Below are 14457 nucleotides of genomic sequence, written 5' to 3' on the forward strand. Positions count from 1 at the left end.
GCGTCACCCGGCGTCGATGATGACCGCCTTCACCTGGGTCCAGTCCTCCAGGTAGTCCGGGCCCATGGAGCGGCCGAACCCGCTGTTCTTGTACCCGCCGAAGGGGGTGCCGATCGAGCCGTATCGCGCGTCCGATGTCCCGTGTCCACACTGTTGAGGTGAGGCCGTAGCGGGTGCCGTTACGCGGTCGGTTCTCCCCACGCGCTCCCCAGGACCGTCGAGACTCCCCAAATTCTCCCCAGAGATGGCAGTTGCCGGGGTGGGTGTGACACGGGAGTCCCGTCCATTCAAGTTCCCGAGGAGCAGTGTGGCCGTCGTGGACGGTGGAGGGACGGTGACCTGAGGGTCGTCGAACTGGCTGTCGGGGGAGGAGGAACGGGTGCCGGCTCCGGTTTCTCTCCCACCGGTGGCCTGTGTCAGTGCCGGACCAGGGGGTCCGTCCTGATGACCGGCTCGGTGTGCTCAACGGTGAATGCGTGCACGGCTGTCATGACCGTGTGCTGATCAGCGACGAGGTCGGCAACTTGCTTGGACGTCAGGATCTCGGCCATGGCGGCGCGGCTGTCGGCTCCGAGGACGACACATCCGTGGTACCGGCGGAAGGTCGGATTGTCGTGCGAGATGCCGGGCGTCGGGTGCGGAAGCGAGGTCCACGGCAGGAAGGTGTACGTGCGCAGGTCGTGCGCGCCGGCCTCATGGAGCGCGGGGCCGATGCGGTCGTGGATGTACCTGCGGAACGCGCGGCGGCTCACTCCGCGACGTCGGCGCAGCAGAAGGACGGTGCGGTGGCCGACGTCGGCGTCGTGGCCGTTGGTCCACCAGCGGCCTCCTCGTGGGCCGGTCAGGTTTCCGAGAACCCGGTCGAAGACGTTCTGCTCGTCGAGGTACACCTTCCGCATGTGGACCGGGACGGTGAGTGCGGCGGCCATGCTCGCCATCCTGACCTCGGCGATGCCGTCGCAGCGCCAGCTCGGGGGTACGACGGTGCCCACCGTAGGAGACGCGGGCCAGTAGCCGTGATCGGTGGGGGAGAAGTGATGCTGGAGGTATTCGGCGATGCTGGGCAGCCGCGCGACAATCTGCGCGTGCGGTCCTTTCCAGTACTGAAGGGCGGCGGCTCTAGGTAGGTCCTCGCGGAGCCACACCGGGAAGATCCCTGAGGTGGTGGGTGCAGGTCCGGTCGTACTCCCGGTGGTCGTGCTGCCCGGGCGGGTGCCAAGGGGTTCGTGGTCGCTCGGCATGTGGTTCACGCTTGCTCCGTCCATCGCAGCATGTGGTTCTTCTGGATGCGGATCGGCTCGACGTAGCAGTCGATCGCCGACTCCACCCCTTCCCTCGTGTGGAACCCAGCGACGCAGATCACCGGGATGTCCAGCCGCGCGGTGAACTGCTCGGCCTGGGGAAGGTTGAAGCCCTCGCCGCCAGGGGCGAGACGTTCCGCGGCGCGTTCGATGACGGGGGCCGCGGCGAGCATCGCCAGGCGTCGCCGCCGCGTCAGCGACATCCGTGAGCCCTCGGTGATCTGTCCGCGGATAAACCCTTTGTAGTGTCCCAGGATCATTCCCGGCCACGACTCGTAGTGCGCCCTCGAGATCAGGACGGGGAAGTCGTCGCCGACGCGGGTGCGTATCGCGCGGAACATCTCGCGCAGCAGGCGCATCCGGTACAGAGGCTCGCGCACCGCTGACGCGGATACCGGTGCCTTGCCCGGGTCGGCCGGACTGCAGTGAGACATAGAGGTTGCCGGTCACGATGAGCGGGATCCCGGCCCGCACATGGGTTCGTAGAACTCAAGCAGTTCGTCCGTCACGTACCCGTCGTCGGTGGCACGGGTCTCGCCGGTCGCTGACTTGTAGAGCCGCCCCGGCACGGTGAGCGTGCCGATCCGTAGGGGACGCAGGAGCGGGCTGGTCGGAGGGGTGGGCATCGGCGGCTCTCCTCTACCTCATGGATGCTATGACGTTCGGGCGCATCGTGGCCGAGTCGTCCACGACGGCCGGTCGACGACCGCGGCTCGGTGAAGCCACGCACCCGGCGGTCAGTCGTCGGGGATACCTGCGCCGCTGAGGGCGGGAACGGTGACCTCAGGGCGGGACAGGGAACGGGCACTGAGCCGGAACTGGTCGAGCTTGTCGACGATCGTCTGGCCGACGCGGGTGTGGCCCCAGACGCTGATGCCCTGGTGGGTGTTGGGCTGCCAGGTGGTCTCGTCGATGACGACGGGGTTCCAGCCGACCTCCCACTCGAAGCCCGAGGGAGTGCGGGCGTAGTAGGAGAGTTCCTTGTCGTTGGTGTGCTGGCCGACGGACAGGGCCATGTCGAAGCCGAGTTCGTGCACCCGCTGGTAGCTGCGGGCCACGTCGTCGAGGGTGGCGGCCTGGATGTTGAGGTGCTGGACGCGGGTGCGGACCGGGTCGATCGGCAGGCCGCGGACGGCGGCGATGGCGATGGAGTGGTGGCGTTCGTTGACCCGCAGGAAGCGGATCTTGAGTTTGACGCCGCTGATGGTCTCGTCGATGTAGTCGGTCAGCCGGGCGTCGAAGACGGTGTTGAAGTAGCCCCGCAACTGAGCCGGCTTGGTGGACGTGATCGCGATGTGGCCCATGCCCGAGTCGCCGGTGACGAACCCGGAGGCGAGCATCCGCAGCGGCTCGGCGGACTTCACCGGAGTGGTGTAGATCTCCTGGGTAATGCCTTTGGGGCCGGGGAAGCGCAGCAGGCGCTCGACCCCTCGCAGAGCAGCCTCCTCCGCAGTGCCTTCGACGACGGGTACGCCGTGGGTGCGTACGCGGGCCTCGATCTGCTCGAAGGTCGAGTGGTCGTCGAGGTGCCAGCCGGTGACGACGACGTCCTCGGCCGGGCCGCGCCGGAGCAGGAAGCGGCACTCCTGGTCGTCGAGGCGGAACCGCATCAGGCCGGCGTCGAGGTCGTCGCGGTGCATGCCGATGGCGTCGGTGCCGAAGCGGCGCCAGTCGGCGAAGCGGTTGGTCTCGATGACCAGGTAGCCGAGGTGGACGGCACCGAAGACCGAGGTGTTGGGATTCATCGGCGGCCTGCCAGGAAGTCCGCGCACAGCCGGTTGAACAGCTCGGCGCGTTCGAACTGGACCCAGTGGCCGGTGTTGGCGACCTCGTACAGATCACAGTTGGGCATCCGCTCGGCCAGCATCCGGCCGCCCCTGGGCCGGTTCACCTTGTCGGCGGCGCCCCACAGCACCAGAGTCGGCACGGGCAGCCGGGACAGCCGGGCGTCGCGGGTGAAGTCCATCTTCCACAATGCGCGCAGCGACTTCGGGCGCCTCAGCGGCGGAGCCGCGACGACCTCCGGGTCGATGCTGTCGCGATAGCGCGCGTCGATGACGCTGTCCGGCACGTCGGCGGCGTTGAAGACCAGGTAGTCGCGGATGATCTTCTCCAGCTTCAGCCGGGAAGGGCCGTCCCCGGAGTAGTAGTTGAGCAGACTGTTGAGGCCCGGGGTGGGCAGGGCGCGGGTGGTGCCGATGCCACCGGGGCCCATCAGGACCATGCGGTCGACGCGGTCGGGGGTTTCCAGGGCGAGGCGCAGAGCGCAGGCACCGCCGTAGGAGTTGCCGACCATGTGGGCCTTGTCCAGGCCGAGTGCGTCGAGCAGGCCGCGGATGGCGTCGGCGAGGCTTCCGAAGGGGTCGGTGAGGTCGATGCCCTTGGTGCTGCGGCCGTAGCCGGGCAGGTCGGGGACGATGACCCGGTACTCCTTGGCCAACTCGGCGATGTTGCGGTGGTAGTTGGAGATTCCGGAGGCGCCGGGTCCGCCACCGTGCAGCAGCAGTACGGGCGGGCCGTCTCCGGTCTCCGCGACGAAGATCTTCTTACCGGCGGCGTCGAGCAGGGACTCCTGCATCGACGGCGGTTCGATGTGCGTGGTCATAGCAATCCTTACTGGGCGATCGAGGCGGTCGCGCGCGACGCCGGGGCGAAACCGGCGGGAGGCGGCGGGAGTGGAGCGCCGGTGGGTGCGGCTGCGTAGACGTAGGCGTCCGGGCGCAGTGCGAGGGTGGCCACGCGGTGCTCGGCCATCCAGGGCAGCAGGACGCCTTCGCTGTCGACGACCGTGCCCTCGGCCGGCTCGGAGCCGGCGGGCGTGACGGTGAGCGAGGGAACACCGAGGCGGTCCCACGCGGGCTGGGGTGCGGGGTGCCCGCCGTACAGGAGCAGCCAGCGGCCGCCGAGTACGTCGTCAAGGCGTACGCGTTCACCGTCGGGGCCGGTCACCCAGGGCTGCGGGATCTGGTGGCCGGATGCCTTGGTGCGGGGTCGGCCTTGGAAGCCGGCGGCGTAGTGGGCGACGGGTATCCAGTGGGAGTCCTGGAGCCAGTTGCTGAAGCCCGGTATGCGGTTGAGGCCGCGCAGTGCGGTGTTCCGGATGCGGGTTACCGGGAGGCGCCGTTCGGTGATGATCCGCCCGACGAACACCGCCCGCTTGGTGATCTCCTTGACGTGCGGCTTGCGTTCGGCCTCGTAGCTGTCCAGCACCGTCTCGGGCAGTTCGCCGCGCAGCACGGCGGCCAGCTTCCAGCACAGGTTGGCCGCGTCCCGCACACCGGCGGCCATGCCCTGGCCGATCCACGGCGGCATCGCGTGCGCGGCGTCGCCGGCGAGGAAGACCCGGCCCACCCGGAAGCGGGCGGCGAAGCGGACGTGGTGGCTGTAGATCGTGGCCCGCAGGATCTTGATGCTGTCCCGGCTGATCCCGTACCGGGCCACCATGGCGTAGATCGCTTCGTCGGTGGTCAGGTACTCCTCGTCGTCGCCGGGCAGGATCGGGAACTCCCAGCGGTGATGGCCAAGCGGGGTCGGGCAGTCCACCGCGGGCCGGGCGGGGTCGCAGCGGAAGCGCAGCCGGTCGTGGTCCGGCCACGGCTTCAGCATCTCGGTGTCGATGACGACCCAGCGGTCCTCGTACGTCTTGCCCTCGTAGCCGATGTTGAGCTGCGCCCGGGTGAGGCTGGAGCCGCCGTCGGCGGCGATGACGTAGGAGGCGTGCAGGCGTCGTACGGAATCGTCGGCGGCGGACAGGACCGTCAACTCGACGCTGTCCTGGCTCTGTTGGATCCGTAGGCACTCGTGCCGTAGCAGGATCTCCACGTCGGGGTACCGGTCGGCGCCGTCGCGCAGGACCTGCTCCAGCGCCGGCTGGTAGATGAACATCTGCGGCGGATGCCCGTGTCCGCGCGGGGTGGGGTGCGCGCTGAGGAACGGTCGGCCGCGCGCGTCGACGAAATCGAGGGGCCGCTCGGCCAGCATGTCCTGCTTCAGCCGGTCGGCGAGACCGGTGCGCTGCCAGATCCGTAGGACCTCCTCGTCGGTGGAGATCGCGCGGGCGCGGGTGTAGATCTCGGCGTCGCGTTCGACGACGACGACCCGTAGGCCCATCGCCCCCAGCAGGTTCGCGGCGGTGACGCCGGTGGGGCCGTAGCCGATCACCGCCACGTCGTAGGTCATGTCTCCGGCTCTGAACTCGCTCACCAGGCGCCTCGCTGTCGTCCCTGTCGCGGTGTGTTGCGATCACGTTGCTGTAGTGTTTACTCCAGTTGGAATGACCGCTACGGTAAGGTGGGCGCGGAACGGGGTCAAGTGCCGGCACGACAGGAAGGGCACATCCGATGAGCAGGCCGCAGACGACGCGCAAGAAGCGAGCGAACGGGGTGGAGTCGCGGCAGCGCATCCTCGACGCCACGGTGGAGATCGCGGGCGAGCGCGGTTACGAGGGCACGTCCATCGCGGCGGTCAGTGCCAAGTGCGGGCTGCCGGCGAGCTCGATCTACTGGCACTTCAAGGACAAGGACGACCTGATCGCCGCCGTCATCGAGCGCAGTTTCGAGACCTGGCTGGCAGCCGTCGAGCTGCCCGGCGAAGAGACGGGCACGCCGCTGGAGCGGGTCACCGTCATGGCGGCGAACGTGGCCAAGTCCCTGGTCGACGCGCCGGACTTCCTGCGCCTCGGTCTGATGCTCGCTCTGGAGCGGCGGCCCACCGAGCCCCGGGGCCGGACGGTGTTCCTCCAGGTCCGTGACATCGCCACCCAGAAGATCACCGAGGTGACCGGGACCCTGTTCCCGGATCTGGACGAGGACGCCGTACGCACGCTCACCACCTACGCCGTCGCCGGCGCCGACGGTCTGTTCGTGCACCGGGAGATCCACGGCGACGCCGTCGACCTGGTGGCGATGTTCGAGCTGCATGCACAGCTGGTCTGTGACGCGGCCGGCCGCATGGCATCGAGGAGCAAGGGATGACCCTGACCGCACCACAGCGTGAGACAGCCCGTCGGCTGCTGCGTGAGGCCGAGCATCACGTGGCGCCGATCGATCCGCTGTCGGACCTGTTGCCCGGTCTGGAGCTGGCGGACGCCTACGCCGTCCAGCAGGGCAACATTGCCCGGCGCCTGGCCGACGGAGCGAGCGTCGTCGGCCACAAGGTCGGGCTGACCGCGACCGCTATGCAGCAGCTCCTCGGCGTGGACGAGCCGGACTTCGGTCACCTGCTGGACGACATGGTCCACCGCGACGGCAGCAGCGTGCTCGCGGCGCGCTACTGCCGGCCGCGCATCGAACCGGAGATCTGCTTCCGCCTCGCCGAGCCCCTGCGCGGACCGGGCATCACCGTCGAGGACGTCCTGGGCGCCACCGACGCGGTCGCGCCCGCGCTGGAGATCGTCGACAGCCGGATCCGCGACTGGGAGATCACCCTGGTCGACACGGTCGCCGACAACGCCAGCTCCGCCGGCCTGGTCTGCGGCCCCTGGACACCCTTTGCCGAGGTACCCGATCTCGCTGCCGTCCTCGTGGACCTGGTCGTCGACGGCGAGCGCGTCGCCTCGGGCAGCGGGAAGGAAGTGCTGGGCCATCCGGCGGCCGCGGTCGCCTGGTTGGCCAACACCCTCGCCGGCTTCGGCGTCGCCCTGGAGCCCGGACACGTGGTGCTGCCCGGGGCAATGACCACCGCGCCCTTCGTCAGCGCCGGCCAGAAGATCGAGGCACGCTTCAGTGCCCTCGGCCCGGTGTCCGTGACCTTCGTCTGAGGCACCCCCGCCCTTCCCACACTCACACGAGGACTCCTTCATGCCTGCTGCCCCCGCCCCGTGGCCGGTCGCCGTCATCGGCTCCGGCAACATCGGCACCGACCTGATGATCAAGATCATGCGTGGCTCCGGCGCGCTGACGATGGGAGCGATGGTCGGCATCGACCCCACCTCCGACGGCCTTGCCCGCGCCCGCCGTCTGGGCATCGCCACCACCGCCGACGGCGTGGACGGGCTCCTGGCGCTGCCCGAGTTCGCCGACATCAAGCTGGTCTTCGACGCCACCTCCGCCACCGCCCACCAGGCGAACTGGGCCAGGCTGGAGCCCACCGGCGTCCGCGTCCTCGACCTCACGCCGGCCGCCGTAGGGCCGTACTGCGTGCCCGTGGTCAACCTCGACGCCCACCTCGACGCCCCGAACCTCAACATGGTCACCTGCGGCGGCCAGGCCACCGTCCCGATCGCCGCCGCGGTCGCGCAGGCCGCCCCCGTCGCCTACGCCGAGATCGTCTCCTCCATCGCCGCCAGGTCGGCCGGACCGGGCACCCGCGCCAACATCGACGAGTTCACCGAGACCACCTCCCGCGCGCTGCGCGAGGTCGCCGGCGCGCAGCGCAGCAAGGCCGTGATGGTCCTCAACCCGGCCGAGCCGCCGCTGCTGATGCGCAACACCGTGTACTGCCTCATCGAGGGCGACTGCGACCACGCCGCCATCGAGAACAGCATCCTGGCCATGGCCGAGAAGGTGTACGCCTACGTACCCGGCTACCGGCTCAAGCAGAAGGTTCAGTTCGACATGTACGGCCCGGAAAACCCCCTGCACATCCCGCAGACGGGCAGGTTCATTGGCACCAAGGTGACGGTGATGCTGGAAGTCATCGGCGCCGCCGACTACCTGCCCGCATACGCCGGAAACCTCGACATCATGACCTCCGCGGCCGTCGCCGCCGCAGAGCGTATCGCCCAGCACGCGCAGACCCCCGCGGGAGCCGCCCGATGAGCCGCCTCTACATCAGCGACGTCACCCTGCGGGATGGTATGCACGCCATCCGCCACCAGTACACGGTCGACCAGGCGGTCACCATAGCCGCCGCCCTGGACGCGGCCGGCGTGGACTCCATCGAGGTCGCGCACGGCGACGGCCTGGCAGGCTCCTCCTGCGTGTACGGCTTCGGCGCCCACACCGACCTGGAGTGGATCGAGGCCGTTGCCGACGCCGTCACCCGTGCGCAGGTCGCCACGCTTCTCCTGCCCGGTATCGGCAGTGTCCACGACCTGCGCGACGCCCAACGCGCAGGAGCCTCCGTCGTCCGCGTGGCCACGCACTGCACGGAGGCCGACATCTCCGCCCAGTACATCGCGGCCGCGCGGGAGTTGGGCATGGACACCGTCGGTTTCCTGATGATGAGCCACATGACCGACCCGGCACACCTCGCCCGTCAGGCGAAGCTGATGGAGAGCTATGGCGCCACCTGCGTCTACGTCGTCGACTCCGGCGGCGCCCTGACCATGCACGGTGTCGCCGAACGCGTCGACGCCCTGCGCCAGACCCTCGACGCGGCCACCGAGATCGGTATCCACGCCCACCACAACCTCTCCCTCGGCGTGGCCAACTCCCTCACCGCCGTCGAACACGGCGCCCACCGCGTCGACGCCAGCCTCGCGGGCATGGGCGCCGGAGCCGGCAACGCCCCGCTCGAGGTATTCATTGCCGCCGCCGACAAGCTCGGACACGCCCACGACTGCGACCTGTTCGCCCTGCAGGACGCAGCCGACGACCTCGTACGACCGCTGCAGGACCGCCCCGTTCAGGTCGACCGCGAAACCCTCACCCTCGGCTACGCCGGCGTGTACTCCAGCTTCCTGCGCCATGCCGAGACCGCCTCTGCCCGCTACGGGATCGACGCGCGTGCCCTGCTCGTCGAGGTCGGACGGCGCGGCATGGTCGGCGGCCAGGAAGACATGCTCACCGACGTGGCGCTCGACCTGCTCACCGCCCAGGAGGCCCCCGAGGCCGCCTCATGACCGGCGCAGCGGGCCGGGTCGATGTCCACCAGCACATCGTTCCCGCCTTCTACCGTGAGCTCCTCGCCAAGGCGGGCATCGCCGACGCCGGCGGCCGTGCCCTGCCCGACTGGAGTCCGCAGGCCGCGCTGGAGCTGATGGACCTGCTGGGCACCGCCACGGCGATCGTGTCCGTCTCCACCCCGGGCACCGGCTTCCTCACCGATCCGGGCGAGGCCGCCGACCTGGCCCGGCAGCTCAACGATTTCTCCGCGTCCCTCGCCGCCGAACACGCGGGCCGTTTCGGGTACTTCGCCACGCTGCCCATGCCCGATGCCGCTGCCTCCGCCGTCGAGGCCAAGCGGGTCCTGGACGAGCTGGGGGCCGACGGGATCACCCTGCTCGCCAACAACCAGGGCGTCTACCTCGGCGCGGGCGGCCAGGACGAACTGTGGCAGACCCTGAACGACCGGGGCGCTGTCGTGTTCGTCCACCCCGCCGACCTCCCGGCACCCGCTGTCGACGGGATCCCGCCGTTCGCCGCCGACTTCCTCCTCGACACCACCCGGGCCGCATACCTCCTGGTCCGCAACAGCGTCGTACGCACGTACCCGAACATCCGGTTCATCCTCAGCCACGCCGGCGGCTTCGTGCCCTACGCCTCCCACCGCATGGCCGTCGCCATCGCCGGCGGCACCGGACGCAGCCCCCTGGACGTGCTGGACGACTTCCGCGGCCTCTACTACGACACCGCGCTGTCCTCCAGCTCCGCCGCCCTGCCCACGCTGCTCGCCTTTGCCCGCCCCGGACATGTTCTCTTCGGTAGCGACTGGCCGTTCGCCCCCGCCATCGCGAGCCAGTACTTCGCCAACGGCCTCGACAGCGGTGTCGACCTCGGTGTCCTCCAGGCCGTCAACCGCACCAACGCCGAAACCCTCTTCCCCCGCCCGACAGGCACTGCCGCACCGACTCCGGGCCGCCCGGCCCCCATGCGCCTGCGCCAAGCCGCCCAACGGGCCGCCGCCCGCCTCGTCTTCAAGCTCGTCCAGCCCGGCACAGATTGACACACGTCCCCAGGACCGCCACTCCGCGTCCGGACTCCGGAGAATGCCTCCACGCGTGTTCCGTTGAGTCGGAAGACGTGGTCGGTGCCGACGAAAGGGATGCCGAGCAGTGTGTACGCGGCGTCCTGGACGGCCCCCTCCGCTCTTCGAGTGCCGCCTCCGATTCCGGCAGGGCCAGGCTGCCTACGGCTTGGGCGCGGGCTGCTCGCCCGAGCCGCGGACGATCAGCCGCGTGGGCACGGTGATGGTGCGGGTACGGGTGCGGTCGCCGTCGAGTCGGGTCAGGGCGGTGGTCGCGGCTGCCCTGCCGAGTTCCTCCGCGTTCTGGGCGACAGCGGTCAGGGCGGGGTCGAGCGCTTCGGCGAGCGATACGTCGTCGAAGGCGACGACGGCGACGTCCTTGCGCTTGCTGCGGGCCAGTTCGGCGACTGTCCCCAGCGCCATGATGTTGTTGCCGGCGAACAGGGCCGTCGGGGGATCGGCCAGGGCGAGGAGCTGGGAGGTCGCGGCCTCGGCTCCTTGCTGGTCGTGGGCGTTGGCGACCAGCGAGCGGTCGTAGGGGATGTCGGCCTCCTGCAGCGCTGAGCGATAGCCCGCCAGGCGCTCGCGGCGCGTGTACAGCTTCAGGGGCAGGTCGCCGATGAAGCCGATGCGCCGGTGTCCGTGGGCGATGAGGTGGGCGACGCCGTCGTGGGCGCCCGCGCGGTTGGAGCAGACGATGCTGTCCGTGGCGAGGCCGACTCCGGGTCGGTCGAGGAAGACCACAGGCAGTCCCGCCGTACGGTGGGACTTGAGGTGGGAGTGGTCGGCGCCGACGGACGGCACGACGATCAGGATGCTGACGCGGCGGGCCAGGAACTTGTCCGTCAGAGCACGTTCGCGCTCGGGGTCGTCCGCGGAGGAGCCCATGAGCAGGGTCAGTCCGCGTTCGCGGACGGTGTCCTCGATGGCGCGGGCCACGGCTCCGAAGAAGGGGTTGGCGAGGTCGGGGATGACCAGACCGATGGTGGTGTCCGGGCCGCCGACGCGGATGTTGCGGGCCATGAGGTTCGGCTGGAAGCCGAGCTTGGCCACTGCGGCGAGTACCTGTTCCCTGGTCTGCGCGGAGGCGGGCCCGTCCTCGTTGAGGACTCGGGAGACCGTCTTGGCGCTGACGCCGACTTCGCGGGCGACATCGGCCAGGGTAGGGCGGCGGTTCGCTGCCATGGAGGAAACCGTCTCCTGAGGGCTCTCGGTTCCGGCCGCGGCCTCGGCCGGAAACATGCGAGAGCTGGGTCGTGCTGTCAGGTGGCCTGGACTCCGGCGGCCTTCGCCGCCTCGGAATCCGCTACGACAGTATCTCCGGCCGCATCCACGGTGAGAGCGCCGGTCATGATGGCGACGACCTCGGCCATGGAGTAGTCGGAGGGCTTGATCACGGCCGCGCGCCGACCGAGGCGGTGGACGTGGATCCGGTCGGCGATCTCGAAGACGTGCGGCATGTTGTGGCTGATCAGAACGACCGGCATGCCCTTGTCCCGGACCCGGCGGATCAGGTCCAGGACCTGCCCCGACTCCTTGACGCCGAGCGCGGCGGTGGGCTCGTCCATGACGACGACGGAGCGGGCCCAGGCGACGGAACGGGCGACCGCGACAGCCTGCCGCTGTCCGCCCGAGAGCGTCTCCACCGCCTGCGTCAGCGAGCGCAGACCGATCTTCAGGTCGGCCATGTGCTCGGCGGCCTCCTGTCGCATGCGCTTCTTGTCGAGCATGCGGAAGACACTGCCGAGGACGCCGGGGCGGCGGAGCTCGCGCCCGAGGAACACGTTCGAGGCGATGTCCATGGAGGCGGCCACGGCGAGGTCCTGATAGACCGTCTCGATGCCGTGGGCGCGCGCACTTTGCGGCCCGGAGAAGGTGATGGGTTCGCCGTTGAGCCGTATCTCGCCCGCGTCGGGGGTAACCGCGCCGGTGAGCGCCTTGATCAGGCTGGTCTTGCCGGCGCCGTTGTCGCCGATGACGGCGAGGACCTCGCCGGGCAGCAGGTCGAAGTCGGCGCCGTCGATGGCGGTGACATGGCCGTATCGCTTGACCAGACCGCGGGCCTGAAGGACGGGGGTGGGGGTGCCGGTGGCGGTCATCGGGCCTTCTTCCGGGAGAGCTGGTCGACGGTCACCGCGAGGATCACCAGGACTCCGGTGATCAGGGTCTGGTAGATGGAGGCGACGCCCATCAACTGCAGGCCGTTGCGGAAGACGCCCACGATGAGGACGCCGATGAAGGTGCCCAGGACCGAGCCGCGTCCGCCGAAGAGGCTGGTGCCGCCGAGGACCACGGCGGTGATGCTGTCGAGGTTGTCGGTCTGACCGGCCTGCGGGTCGCCGACCCCGGTGCGGGAGATGAGCAGCAGGGCGGCGATGCCGTAGAGGAGACCCGCCACGGTGTAGATGCCGATGGTCAGGCGGGAGGTGCGGATGCCGTTCAGCCGGGCGGCCTCGGCGCTGTTGCCCAGGGCGTACACGTGCCGGCCCCAGCCGGTGTTGCTCAGCGAGTAGGCGAGGAGGAGGAACAGGGCGATGGTGACGAGGGAGCCGTAGGTGATGTCGGTGTGGCCGAGCGGGAAGGTCTCCCCGAGCGCCGTCAGCGGGCCCGGCAGGTTGGTGACCGTCTGCTCCTCGGAGTAGATGTGGGTCAGCGCGAACGCCACGTTGAGCATGCCGAGGGTGACGATGAACGGCGGCAGCGGGATCTTCTGCACCAACAGCCCGTTGACCAGCCCGAACCCGCCGCAGACGGCTATGCCCAGTGCGATGGCGACGAGCGGGGGCAAAGAGCCCTCGGCCGCCATCTTCGCGATCACGATGCTGCCGAACGCCATCACGGCACCGCACGACAGGTCGATGCCCGCGGTCAGGATGATCAGGGTCTGTCCGATGGCGAGGGTGCCCACGACCATGACCTGCTGCACGATCAGCGAGAAGTTCCCGCCGGTCAGGAACTGGTCGGTCGAGAAGGAGAAGAAGGCGCAGGCCAGGAGGAGAGCGACCAGGGGTCCGGTGGTCGGCGCCGTGAGCAGTCTGCGGGCCGTGGTCGGTGCTTTGAGCTCGGCGTACGGCGAGGGCGTGCCCGGGGGTGTGGTCGTGGCTGTCATGCGAAGTCCTTGTCGGAAGACAGTGGTCGTTGTCCTTCCTGGTCGGAGGACAAGAGGACGAGCGGGCGGCCGTCCCCCCGGTCAGGGAGGGGAGGAGGGGACAGCCGCCCCGCTGAGAGGGGCGTACGGATCAGGCGGCCGGCTCAGCCCCAGCAGTTCTCCAGGCCGTACGCGGTGTCCTTCGACGTGACACCGTCCTGCGCCTTGTCGCTGATCAGCGTGACGCCGGTGTCGGTGTAACCGGACGCCTTCTTGCCGTCCTTGGCGTAGTCCACGACGGCCTTGACGCCCTCGGCGGCCATCTTCAGCGGGTACTGCTGCGAAGTCGCGGCGATCTTGCCGTCCTTGACGGCCTGGGTGCCGGTGCAGCCGCCGTCGACGGAGACGATCAGTACGTCCTTCTCCCGGCCCTTGGCCTTCAGCGCGGTGTACGCGCCCAGCGCGGCCGGCTCGTTGATGGTGTAGACGACGTTGATGTCCGGCTCCTTCTGGAGACAGTTCTCCATCGCCGTCTGGCCCTTGGCCTGGTCGCCGCCCGTGTCCTGGGCGCACACGACGTCCTTGTCGGTGGCGCCGAAGCCCTTCAGGAAACCGTCGTGGCGCTGAACGCCGACGGAGACGCCCGGCGCCAGGTCGAGCGCGGCTATCTTCGCCGTCTTGCCCGCCATCGCGGCCTTGGCGTACTCGCCGATCAGCTCACCGGCCTTGAGGTTGTCGGTGGCGAAGAGAGCGTCGACCGCGCTCTCCGGCTCGGTCGGGGTGTCCAGGGCGATGACCAGGACGCCCTTGGCGCGGGCCTTCTCGATCGCGGGCACGATCGCCTTCGAGTCGCTCGGAGTGATCAGGATGCCCTTGACGCCGGCGGCGACCATGTTCTCCATGGCCGTGACCTGACCGGCGTTGTCCCCGTCGAACTTGCCCGCCGCGGTGGACAGTTGGGCGCCGTTCTCCTTGGCGGCCTTCTCCGCGCCCTCCTTCATCTTCACGAAGAACGGGTTGGTGTCGGTCTTGGTGATCAGACCGACCTTGACCTCGCCCGAGCCGGAACTCGACGAGCTCGATCCGGAGCCGGACCCGCAGGCCGTCAGGGTGAGGGCCGCGACGCCCGAAACGGCGGCGACTCTGAGGAGGGAGGAGGACAGGCGAGCGGTACGAGGCATGACGACTCCTGTGGGATAGCGAGCGGCACGGAGTTGGGAT

Annotated in this window: 16 protein-coding genes; 5 read left to right on the forward strand and 11 right to left on the reverse strand. The window is 69.5% G+C overall.

What is annotated here, in order from left to right:
* Positions 1 to 3 precede the first annotated feature (3 nt).
* From AC5DRG_RS41745 to AC5DRG_RS41775, 7 genes are all read right to left on the reverse strand, one after another.
* Positions 4 to 201, reverse strand: a complete 198-nt coding sequence (locus AC5DRG_RS41745; protein ID WP_491805061.1) for an aldehyde dehydrogenase family protein — start codon at positions 199 to 201, stop codon at positions 4 to 6.
* A 215-nt stretch (positions 202 to 416) separates the two neighbouring features.
* The gene (locus AC5DRG_RS41750) at positions 417 to 929 is read right to left on the reverse strand and encodes a hypothetical protein (RefSeq protein ID WP_491805062.1); all 513 of its coding nucleotides are present in this window, start codon (positions 927 to 929) and stop codon (positions 417 to 419) included.
* Between the two features lie 317 nt (positions 930 to 1246).
* A complete protein-coding gene (locus AC5DRG_RS41755; protein WP_491805063.1) occupies positions 1247 to 1681 on the reverse strand; it encodes a hypothetical protein in 435 nt (144 codons plus the stop codon).
* Positions 1682 to 1747: 66 nt separating this feature from the next.
* Complete coding sequence (locus tag AC5DRG_RS41760) at positions 1748 to 1927, reverse strand: hypothetical protein (RefSeq protein ID WP_491805064.1); 180 nt, start codon at positions 1925 to 1927, stop codon at positions 1748 to 1750.
* A 111-nt stretch (positions 1928 to 2038) separates the two neighbouring features.
* Positions 2039 to 3046 (reverse strand): VOC family protein, encoded by a 1008-nt coding sequence (locus tag AC5DRG_RS41765; protein WP_491805065.1) that lies wholly within the window; start codon positions 3044 to 3046, stop codon positions 2039 to 2041.
* Positions 3043 to 3906, reverse strand: coding sequence for an alpha/beta fold hydrolase (locus AC5DRG_RS41770; RefSeq protein ID WP_491805066.1), 864 nt, complete (start codon positions 3904 to 3906; stop codon positions 3043 to 3045). Before AC5DRG_RS41770 ends, AC5DRG_RS41765 begins: the two co-directional genes overlap by 4 nt.
* An 8-nt stretch (positions 3907 to 3914) precedes the next feature.
* The gene (locus AC5DRG_RS41775; protein ID WP_491813299.1) at positions 3915 to 5480 is read right to left on the reverse strand and encodes a bifunctional 3-(3-hydroxy-phenyl)propionate/3-hydroxycinnamic acid hydroxylase; all 1566 of its coding nucleotides are present in this window, start codon (positions 5478 to 5480) and stop codon (positions 3915 to 3917) included.
* A 161-nt stretch (positions 5481 to 5641) separates the two neighbouring features.
* Here AC5DRG_RS41775 and AC5DRG_RS41780 point away from each other — a divergent pair, with 161 nt between their 5' ends.
* Genes AC5DRG_RS41780 through AC5DRG_RS41800 form a run of 5 tightly spaced genes read left to right on the forward strand, consistent with a single transcriptional unit; the run spans position 5642 to position 10127 of the window.
* Entirely contained in the window at positions 5642 to 6274 is a 633-nt protein-coding gene (locus AC5DRG_RS41780; protein WP_491805067.1) for a TetR/AcrR family transcriptional regulator, read from the forward strand.
* Positions 6271 to 7059: a 2-keto-4-pentenoate hydratase gene (locus AC5DRG_RS41785; RefSeq protein WP_491805068.1), complete on the forward strand. Its 789-nt coding sequence runs from the start codon at positions 6271 to 6273 to the stop codon at positions 7057 to 7059. The genes AC5DRG_RS41780 and AC5DRG_RS41785 overlap by 4 nt, the downstream gene beginning before the upstream one ends.
* 40 nt (positions 7060 to 7099) lie before the next feature.
* Entirely contained in the window at positions 7100 to 8059 is a 960-nt protein-coding gene (locus AC5DRG_RS41790; protein ID WP_491805069.1) for an acetaldehyde dehydrogenase (acetylating), read from the forward strand.
* The gene (dmpG, locus tag AC5DRG_RS41795) at positions 8056 to 9084 is read left to right on the forward strand and encodes a 4-hydroxy-2-oxovalerate aldolase (protein WP_491805070.1); all 1029 of its coding nucleotides are present in this window, start codon (positions 8056 to 8058) and stop codon (positions 9082 to 9084) included. The genes AC5DRG_RS41790 and dmpG overlap by 4 nt, the downstream gene beginning before the upstream one ends.
* Complete coding sequence (locus AC5DRG_RS41800; protein WP_491805071.1) at positions 9081 to 10127, forward strand: amidohydrolase family protein; 1047 nt, start codon at positions 9081 to 9083, stop codon at positions 10125 to 10127. Before dmpG ends, AC5DRG_RS41800 begins: the two co-directional genes overlap by 4 nt.
* 183 nt (positions 10128 to 10310) lie before the next feature.
* On the opposite strand, the gene AC5DRG_RS41805 is transcribed toward AC5DRG_RS41800, so the two are convergent.
* From AC5DRG_RS41805 to AC5DRG_RS41820, 4 genes are all read right to left on the reverse strand, one after another.
* The gene (locus tag AC5DRG_RS41805; protein ID WP_491805072.1) at positions 10311 to 11333 is read right to left on the reverse strand and encodes a LacI family DNA-binding transcriptional regulator; all 1023 of its coding nucleotides are present in this window, start codon (positions 11331 to 11333) and stop codon (positions 10311 to 10313) included.
* A gap of 77 nt (positions 11334 to 11410) precedes the next feature.
* The gene (locus AC5DRG_RS41810; protein WP_491805073.1) at positions 11411 to 12247 is read right to left on the reverse strand and encodes an ATP-binding cassette domain-containing protein; all 837 of its coding nucleotides are present in this window, start codon (positions 12245 to 12247) and stop codon (positions 11411 to 11413) included.
* Complete coding sequence (locus AC5DRG_RS41815) at positions 12244 to 13257, reverse strand: ABC transporter permease (protein WP_491805074.1); 1014 nt, start codon at positions 13255 to 13257, stop codon at positions 12244 to 12246. Before AC5DRG_RS41815 ends, AC5DRG_RS41810 begins: the two co-directional genes overlap by 4 nt.
* A 143-nt stretch (positions 13258 to 13400) precedes the next feature.
* Entirely contained in the window at positions 13401 to 14417 is a 1017-nt protein-coding gene (locus tag AC5DRG_RS41820; protein WP_491805075.1) for a sugar ABC transporter substrate-binding protein, read from the reverse strand.
* Positions 14418 to 14457: the final 40 nt, after the last annotated feature.

This window comes from Streptomyces sp. JLBG701 (genome assembly GCF_058544905.1).

Excerpts from the sequence above, each read along its gene's own strand:
- AC5DRG_RS41750 (WP_491805062.1), bottom strand. The coding sequence starts at position 929 with ATGGCCGCCGCACTCACCGTCCCGGTCCACATGCGGAAGGTGTACCTC.
- AC5DRG_RS41760 (WP_491805064.1), bottom strand. The coding sequence starts at position 1,927 with ATGCCCACCCCTCCGACCAGCCCGCTCCTGCGTCCCCTACGGATCGGC.
- AC5DRG_RS41765 (WP_491805065.1), bottom strand. The coding sequence starts at position 3,046 with ATGAATCCCAACACCTCGGTCTTCGGTGCCGTCCACCTCGGCTACCTG.
- AC5DRG_RS41770 (WP_491805066.1), bottom strand. The coding sequence starts at position 3,906 with ATGACCACGCACATCGAACCGCCGTCGATGCAGGAGTCCCTGCTCGAC.
- AC5DRG_RS41775 (WP_491813299.1), bottom strand. The coding sequence starts at position 5,480 with ATGACCTACGACGTGGCGGTGATCGGCTACGGCCCCACCGGCGTCACC.
- AC5DRG_RS41780 (WP_491805067.1), top strand. The coding sequence starts at position 5,642 with ATGAGCAGGCCGCAGACGACGCGCAAGAAGCGAGCGAACGGGGTGGAG.
- AC5DRG_RS41785 (WP_491805068.1), top strand. The coding sequence starts at position 6,271 with ATGACCCTGACCGCACCACAGCGTGAGACAGCCCGTCGGCTGCTGCGT.
- AC5DRG_RS41790 (WP_491805069.1), top strand. The coding sequence starts at position 7,100 with ATGCCTGCTGCCCCCGCCCCGTGGCCGGTCGCCGTCATCGGCTCCGGC.
- dmpG (WP_491805070.1), top strand. The coding sequence starts at position 8,056 with ATGAGCCGCCTCTACATCAGCGACGTCACCCTGCGGGATGGTATGCAC.
- AC5DRG_RS41800 (WP_491805071.1), top strand. The coding sequence starts at position 9,081 with ATGACCGGCGCAGCGGGCCGGGTCGATGTCCACCAGCACATCGTTCCC.
- AC5DRG_RS41805 (WP_491805072.1), bottom strand. The coding sequence starts at position 11,333 with ATGGCAGCGAACCGCCGCCCTACCCTGGCCGATGTCGCCCGCGAAGTC.
- AC5DRG_RS41810 (WP_491805073.1), bottom strand. The coding sequence starts at position 12,247 with ATGACCGCCACCGGCACCCCCACCCCCGTCCTTCAGGCCCGCGGTCTG.
- AC5DRG_RS41815 (WP_491805074.1), bottom strand. The coding sequence starts at position 13,257 with ATGACAGCCACGACCACACCCCCGGGCACGCCCTCGCCGTACGCCGAG.
- AC5DRG_RS41820 (WP_491805075.1), bottom strand. The coding sequence starts at position 14,417 with ATGCCTCGTACCGCTCGCCTGTCCTCCTCCCTCCTCAGAGTCGCCGCC.